This window comes from Legionella sp. km772, assembly GCF_003989735.1.
In the GTDB taxonomy this organism is placed as follows: Bacteria; Pseudomonadota; Gammaproteobacteria; order Legionellales; family Legionellaceae; genus Legionella.
Genome location: NZ_RZGQ01000135.1, coordinates 1 through 7,615 on the forward strand (window position 1 = coordinate 1; position 7,615 = coordinate 7,615).

Genomic DNA, 7,615 nt, shown 5'->3' on the forward strand with positions numbered 1-7,615 from the left:
AAATGAGCATGCAATTGGTATGATTGAGATGGATGAGTTCACTCTGATTTTAACCAGGCGTTAACGCGTTAAATTAAGATTTATCGATTGTTTTGTGAACAAATCATTTCGCGACAGCGACAAGATATCCACAATTTCTGTGGATAAGTCTGTGCATACACCGTGATTTTCTTTATTTATTGGTGCTCTAGTTAGAATGCTAAGAACTGCACCACAGTGTGTGCACAGCAAAACAAGTAAATAAGATTGCTTTTTTTTATGAGTGATTTGCTTTCCCCAAACAAGCTAAGACTGAGGTGTTATACCTTAACTTGCTTCTTTGGAATTTAGTTGAAACAACATCCATTCTGCTTTATTAACCAACCCAGGAATTCTAGGTTTTTAAAGTCGTCCCGAGTATTTCTCGGGACTTTTTTTTATAACTTAAGAAACTGCTCAAGCGTACATAGTTTGCCCTGGCAACCAGGCACACCGATAAGTTCCTCATTAAAACTGATAGTAACAAAATAGTGTTCTAAATCATTTTGATAAAGAGAAAAGTTCAAGTTTGATGCATAGGGCGGGGTGCTCTGTAGTGGTTTATGAAGCGCACTCATAATGGCAAGCAAGGTTGAGTCATGCGCAGAAATTAAAACAAATTTTGTCTTTGATGTTTTTTCTGCAGCTTTTTGCACGTATTCAATAACTTTTCTTAATGGCTGCTTCCCTACAGCATCGCCTATTTGAGTAGGTTTAAAAAAGGTGGCAAATAGCCATTGACCGTCTTTCATAATAGTATACGCCTCTTCCTTAGATAAACCCTCGGGAAAAGGAATGTCATGGGCAAGATAGGTGGTGAGAGTATCCCCTAGCATTACGACATCCCATAAAGACGTGATGTTTAAACCCGTTAATTGACTCCAGCGGTTATAATGAGGCTCTAACTGTAAGGATTTCTCTTTCCAATCCGCACGGGTAAAAACATATTTTTCTATAAGTTCAGCGGTTTCACTAGAGCTTAGATCCACTAAAAAAACGCTGTCCTTAGTGTTGGGTACAGTGTGAATAGGTATCGGTTGAAACTGTGAGGGTAAAGCTGGTGTTGAGTCAGATAAAATAGGCCCAGTACCTAAAGGATACAATCCCATTAATAATGAAGTGGCGCTCATAATAGTGCGGTCAAAATCAGTTGATTGCACATACACGGCACCGGCTTCGTAATTTTTGGGAAGTAGTGCGTGGTTTTCGATATAACGTTGATGAAGTTTTAACCCTAACTCATATTCCTGCTTCATACCGATTGCTGTCAATTGGCCCAAGCCCTCTTGCCAACTATGTTTTGCGTTAGGTAGATCTTCGAAAGACGTCCTATCGCCATGACGAATTACATCTAAACTAAAAATCAAACGGTTCGCTGCTGAAACGGAGCAAGAAAAGAAAAGAATGAGCGCAAAAAGATAAGGATTTTTTATAATGTTGATCAATTTTAATTCTCCTGGGAGTTTTTCGAAATTATTTCCCGGCCTGCACTCAACCGTAAGAGGTTATTAAAAAATGCGAACCAGTTCGCGGATAATAGAAACAATTTAATTTTCCTCTCTGGCCGGATAGGAGCTCTATGCTAACAAATGCTGCCTAGTGCAGAAGCAGCATCTGATAACTAGTATTCTTATTTTAATCCAAGTAGGGAAGGTTCAGGTTCTTCCTCGGGCCCTATTAAAGTTTGAAGCCTTGTATAGGATACATTACGCATGCGACCATGTAGAACATCGATTCCACCTTGCTGATATAGTTCATCGGTATGTTTCGCTGTAATCCACGCCTTATGGGCAGCGAGGGCTAAGGCTTCTTTACTTTGTTGATTAAAAGGATGCTTTCCTGGATGCTGAAAATGAACTTTTTGGGGATATTTAGGCTCACTAGCAAACAGAGTTGCATTTGAACTAGGGCCTCCTGCTGCATCGGCATCCTCAACTTGCAAATGCCCATTCCGAATATAACAAATGTAGTTAAGTGCCATGTTTTCTCCTCGATAAATGCTGTTAACTTTGTGGCGAATGCTGAGCATTGTGCCAATTGATGAAGCATTAAACAATAGATTCATAAGAATTAGGCTAGAGATCTTGCAAATAAAAATAGGGCTCTTATTTTCTATTGGTATAGTGACTAACTTTCTGGCTTCTTCCACCATAAGGCCTAATTTTTTACTACTATTCCTCGATTGCATTATTTTGATGTTTGTGTACAATAAGCGCGCAAAATGACTGCTTCTTCCTGCAATAAGGCCTTAAAATGACTCTCACCTTCATTTCAACTGAACAGTGTATTAATCACCTACAACGCTATGCCACAACAGAAAAACGTTCATGGAATCCCTTTACCCTGTTTAGGAAAAGAAAATTAAAAAATCATAGTGTGGCGAGTGATATCGCTACAATTTTAGAAAAAACAAGCCTTTCAGATAAGGAGCTTCTTAGCATCGCTAAGGCTATTAAGAGTTTTGAAGACGAGCAGTTACAACAGGATTTACTTAGTTTCTTATACCGTAAAATAAATATTGATCAGCAGGATTTCATTACCAAAAGGCAAAATATACAGCGAATCAATGAACTCCTCCAAGATATATTAAACAAAAAATATCGTCCTTGGTGGACTTTATTTTTAATTGAGATGCCTTATTACTCTTACAGTTTCAGAAGCAATTTGATGTGGCTGATTGAAAACATTAGCCATCTGTTCACCAAAAGGCGGGAAGAAGTAAAACAAAATTTACTTGATGAATACTCCAATGAAGAAGTGGTGAATCAATTTATTACTGAGTATCAAAATTTAAGCCATTCCCAAGATACTGAGAAAGAAACAGAACTTAGTAAGCTAATAGATATATCGCTCGATCAAACTATCGATCATACCCGTGCTGAATTAATTAAAGAAATTAAGAAAAGCCTGATAGATAATATCCCCTTTGGTAAGGTATTAATATCGGCTACTGTTCTTTCCTCAATTATTAATTCATACCTTTCGCAACAAGAAAACCAAACCAAGGCTCGCGCTGTACAGGCTCAAGAGATCTTATACATTATTGGAAAGATTTTTTTAAAAGCAAATGCTAGCCAACTAGTTAAGCCTTTTATTCCTGGGGTTAGTGAAATTGTTGACGCGGTGGTTTCGATTGTTGTATCAAAACCCTCTTTAAACCCCTTACATACGGATCAAAAAATTGGTACAGCAATTGCTAGCGCAACAGGCGGTACAGTAGGTGGAGCAATAGGCACTATGATTCCTCTTATTGGAACCTATCTGGGTGCTTATGTAGGAGCTGTGGTAAGTAAAACCGCTGCTACTCGTTTTTACCAAGTCTTAGAAGCTTGGCAAAAAGCTCCCAATGGGCCCGGATCGATCATTCCACGTTATCCCAGATCCTTTTTGGCTTTGATTGATAATGATGCCAAAAATATTTTAGAACCACTTTATAAGAATTATTTAGAAACGGAAAGAAAATCAAAAAAACTGGGTGATGAAATAGCTAAATGGCTGTGCATTTATACTCTAGTTCAGAATTCGAGTGATAAAGATTCGGAAGAATATTTAGAAATTATTAAGGAAGAAATGAATAGATTAAAATCAGAATTTATGAGTTTAAAAAATATCCATGGAAGCACTGCGCTCTTTTTATACGACAAGCAACCGGATAATCCTGCTAGGGTTAAAGAGTATATAAGCAAAGTTAAAGTATGTTTACAGCCTTTACATCAGCCTATTATTGGAATATTGAACGCTTATTTTTTACCTACTTTAAGAATTGATCCGATGCCTACTGCTGCCTCCTATGTCCCCTTATTTCAAGATTCACCTACGGCTACATTTCCTGCAGCAAGCAAGCCTTTAAATTTCTTTGACCATCGATTAGCAGAGGTAACCACTTCTTCACCTCCCATCCTGCCGGGTGAAGAAGTAATTAATAATCCGTCACTAAGAGCTACTGCACCTTAGGCGTATAAAGTTCATGGATAATCTAATTCATGAATCTCTAGTAAGCGGATTAAGCAGTCATCACAATCTTGTTAACTAGCAGATTTTCCAGTGGTGGGTGCCGTAATTGTTGGTGTTTGTATATCTATTTTGGTTGTTTTTCCGGTGTTTGAATTAATAAATAAAAAATACACCACCGCACCTGCTATTAATAAAATGGCAATAATTGCGACAATAGATACCACACTACTAGAATTATTATCAGCCATGATAAAATTTCCTTTAATAAAGTTGTTTTATAATAGTAAAGGACAGTTTTTTGAACTCTTACATGGGGATTTAACTTAAAAATTTTGTGGAAAACCTTTGGTCAAATCAGCTCTTAGCCGATAAATTTTAGATTTAAAAAATCATGCCCTAATTTTATAGAGGCTAACAAGCTCCCACATTGTTAGGGAGCAGAAATTCTTTTTAGTGGATTTCGACGGAGTTAAAATCCTGCTTTGATTTTGCGTGCCAGATGTAACTTCTTATAGCTTTCAATGAGACGTAAATGCGGCTCTATCCCCTCCAGGGCCATGCTGGTTTGGGTTAGGCCGTAAAAACGCACCTTGCCGGTGACTGAGCCCACCACGTTTTCCATTACCTCGCTACCAAACATACGTTGGAAGCTTTCAATAAAGTGTTCAAGCTGCAATTCTTCATCTAAAGTCACTTCGAGCACGGCATTTATTGCTTGATAAAACAAACCTCGTTCAACGGTATTGTCATTAAATTGTAAAAGTTCACCAACTAATTCCAATGCATCCTCAAGTTTACCCAATGCAAGATAAATAAGAGTTTTAAGTTCGATAATAGTTAGTTTGCCCCAGACGGTATTTTCATCGAATACTATGCCAATTAAGGTGCCAATATCAATGTAATTATCGAGTTGACTGTCCTCTAAGCGCCTAACTAATTTGCTTAAAGCCTTATTGCTCAAGGAGTGCAGATTTAAGATGTCTTCCCGGTAATGCAAGGCCTTATTGGTGTTGTCCCAAATAAGATCATCAACCGGATAAACCTCTGAATAGTCAGGCACTAAAATACGACAAGCTGAGCTACCTAAGTCCGTGAGATCGGCAACATATACTTCTTTACCCATAGCTTCTAAAATGTCGAATAGCCTTTTAGCTTCTTCTTCATTGCTACCTGAGAAGTCCCACTCACAAAAGTCATAGTCGGGTTTACTGCTAAAAAACCGCCAGGAAATAACGCCGGTGGAATCAATAAAGTGCTCAACAAAATTTTCGGGTTCTGTGACAGCCATGCTATTAAAGGTGGGTTTGGGGACATCGTTTAGACCTTCAAAACTTCGTCCTTGCAATAATTCAGTAAGGCTTCGCTCAAGCGCTACTTCAAAACTTGGGTGGGCGCCAAAAGAAGCAAATACGCCACCAGTTCTTGGGTTCATAAGCGTTACATTCATGACGGGAAATTGCCCACCCAAAGAGGCATCTTTCACGACAATAGGAAAGCCTTGTTCTTCTAAGCCTTTAATGCCTGCTAGAATACTCGGATATTTTTCCAGTACGCTCATTGGCACATCGGGGAGAACAAGTTCTTCTTCAATAATTTGACGTTTTACGGCGCGTTCAAAAATTTCTGATAAGCATTGCACATGGGCCTCTTGTAGATTATTACCTGCGCTCATGCCATTACTTAAGAATAAATTTTCAATCAGATTTGAGGGAAAATAGACAGTTTCCCCATCTGACTTACGGATGTAGGGAATGGCGCAAATACCGCGAGCTTTATTTCCGGAGTTGGTATCAATCAGGTGTGAACCTTGCAATTCGTCATCGGGATTATAAATTTCTAGACAATAATCATCCAAAAGGCCTGCTGGAAGCGCATCGTCCTCTTCTAAGGAAAACCATTTCTCATTGGGATAATGGACAAATTCACTGTTGGCGATTTCAAGGCCAAAAAACTGATCGTTATAGAAAAAATTATTATTTAAGCGCTCAATAAACTCACCTAAGGCTGAGCATAGGGCGCTTTCTTTGGAGGCGCCTTTACCGTTAGTAAAACAGATAGGAGAGGCGGCATCACGAATATGTAGGGACCATACATTAGGAACGATGTTGCGCCAGGAAGATATTTCTATCTTCATACCAAGCTCAGCCAAGATCGCAGTCATGTTTTTAATGGTTTGCTCAAGCGGCAAATCTTTGCCCAGAATATAAGTACTGGCATTTTCTGCCGGCATACTCATCAACATGGCATTAGCGTCAGCGCTTAGGTTTTCTACGGTTTCAATTTTAAATTCAGGACCTGTTTGTACCACTTTTTTTACGGTGCAACGGTCGATAGAGCGTAAAATTCCTTCTCGGTCTTTGGCCGAAATATCATCGGGAAGCTCAACTTGAATTTGAAAAATCTGGTTATAGCGATCCTCAGGGTCCACAATGTTATTTTGTGATAAACGGATATTTTCCGTAGGAATATCGCGAGCTTTACAATAGACCTTGATAAAGTATGCCGCGCAAAGTGCTGATGAGGCTAAGAAGTAATCGAAAGGACTTGGAGCTGAGCCATCACCTTTATAACGAATAGGTTGATCGGCTAAGACAGTAAAGTCATCAAATTTGGCTTCAAGTCTTAAATTGTCGAGAAAATTTACTTTGATTTCCATTAAATAGGTCCAAGTTTATGCGCAGTCATAGGCTAGTTAGGTTTAGAAGCCATAAAGTCATTCAATGGCCAGCTTAAAAAACTCTTCCTTTATTACTGGCAAAATAAACTTAACAAGCTAAATGCGAGTAAATATATCATAGGGAGCAATCTATTTGCAAAAACGGATAAATACGGCCGTAGTTAATGGAGTGCAGTTAAAAATTAATGAAAATCAAAGGGATAAAATGAAAAATAGCTTTTTACTTTGCTTCACTAAGAGAAAAGCTTATTGCTGAGGGCTTTTTTTATGTGTAAAATTAATACAGTTGCTGTGGAGTTATAGCTGTTTTTTATAAAAATTCCATAAATAGAGTAAACATTAGCTATTTCCAACTATACTTTTTATATTAACAATCGAGGTTATTGTGTACAGAAGACAAGTTAGTGCCAGCAGTATTATCCAATCCGCCTGGGATGTGCTAAAAGGCAATAAATCGATGTTGATTTTTCCTTTATTGGCATTTATTAGCGCGATCCTAATTATTTGTTCGTTTACTCATTCGTTTACCAACCTCGCGAGTTTCTCTAATCCCTCTAGTTATTACGAGTATTTTAAATTATGGCTATTCTATTTCATTAATTATTTTATTCTGACTTTTTTTAATGTGGGCCTTACTTGCTGTGCACTTAGAAAGTTGCAAAATGAAAGTACCACGTTCAAAGATGGGATTCTTGAAGCCTGTAAAAAAATACATCTGATTCTGAGTTGGTCCTTGTTTTTCGCAAGTGTTGCGATTATTTTTCAAATTCTCGAAGACAAATTGTCTTGGTTCGGTAAACTTATTACCAATATTTTCGAAATCGCCTTCTCTTTAGCGAGTTATTTAGTTACTCATGTTACGCACGGTCAATTTTAAGCTGCCATATTTTTAAGCTCCTGCCAAGCAATCTGGTTCGCTCTAAGAATCAATTTGTACTTAATAGCAAAGTGATTTAAATGAGTTTT

At 38.0% G+C, this 7,615-nt stretch carries 6 protein-coding genes; 2 read left to right on the forward strand and 4 right to left on the reverse strand.

Annotation, left to right across the window (positions count from 1 at the left end; genetic code table 11):
• Nucleotides 1-416: 416 nt before the first annotated feature.
• Both ELY15_RS11815 and ELY15_RS11820 read right to left on the reverse strand, forming a co-directional pair.
• Nucleotides 417-1,463, reverse strand: a complete 1,047-nt coding sequence (locus ELY15_RS11815; RefSeq protein ID WP_127100272.1) for a histidine phosphatase family protein — start codon at nt 1,461-1,463, stop codon at nt 417-419.
• 185 nt (nt 1,464-1,648) lie between these two features.
• Complete coding sequence (locus ELY15_RS11820) at nt 1,649-1,999, reverse strand: hypothetical protein (protein ID WP_127100274.1); 351 nt, start codon at nt 1,997-1,999, stop codon at nt 1,649-1,651.
• Nucleotides 2,000-2,271: 272 nt separating this feature from the next.
• Here ELY15_RS11820 and ELY15_RS11825 point away from each other — a divergent pair, with 272 nt between their 5' ends.
• Entirely contained in the window at nt 2,272-3,972 is a 1,701-nt protein-coding gene (locus ELY15_RS11825) for a hypothetical protein (RefSeq protein ID WP_127100276.1), read from the forward strand.
• Nucleotides 3,973-4,043: 71 nt separating this feature from the next.
• Here ELY15_RS11825 and ELY15_RS16185 read toward each other — a convergent pair whose 3' ends face one another.
• Nucleotides 4,044-4,220 (reverse strand): hypothetical protein, encoded by a 177-nt coding sequence (locus tag ELY15_RS16185; RefSeq protein ID WP_158617465.1) that lies wholly within the window; start codon nt 4,218-4,220, stop codon nt 4,044-4,046.
• 221 nt (nt 4,221-4,441) lie between these two features.
• Entirely contained in the window at nt 4,442-6,628 is a 2,187-nt protein-coding gene (locus tag ELY15_RS11830; protein WP_127100278.1) for an OsmC domain/YcaO domain-containing protein, read from the reverse strand.
• 406 nt (nt 6,629-7,034) lie between these two features.
• On the opposite strand from ELY15_RS11830, the gene ELY15_RS11835 reads away from it, so the two are divergent.
• Nucleotides 7,035-7,526 (forward strand): DUF6159 family protein, encoded by a 492-nt coding sequence (locus ELY15_RS11835; protein WP_127100280.1) that lies wholly within the window; start codon nt 7,035-7,037, stop codon nt 7,524-7,526.
• Nucleotides 7,527-7,615 lie beyond the last annotated feature (89 nt).

Bases quoted from the DNA above. Each gene is read 5' to 3' on its own strand.
- ELY15_RS11820 (WP_127100274.1), bottom strand. From the start codon at position 1,999: ATGGCACTTAACTACATTTGTTATATTCGGAATGGGCATTTGCAAGTT.
- ELY15_RS11825 (WP_127100276.1), top strand. From the start codon at position 2,272: ATGACTCTCACCTTCATTTCAACTGAACAGTGTATTAATCACCTACAA.
- ELY15_RS16185 (WP_158617465.1), bottom strand. From the start codon at position 4,220: ATGGCTGATAATAATTCTAGTAGTGTGGTATCTATTGTCGCAATTATT.
- ELY15_RS11830 (WP_127100278.1), bottom strand. From the start codon at position 6,628: ATGGAAATCAAAGTAAATTTTCTCGACAATTTAAGACTTGAAGCCAAA.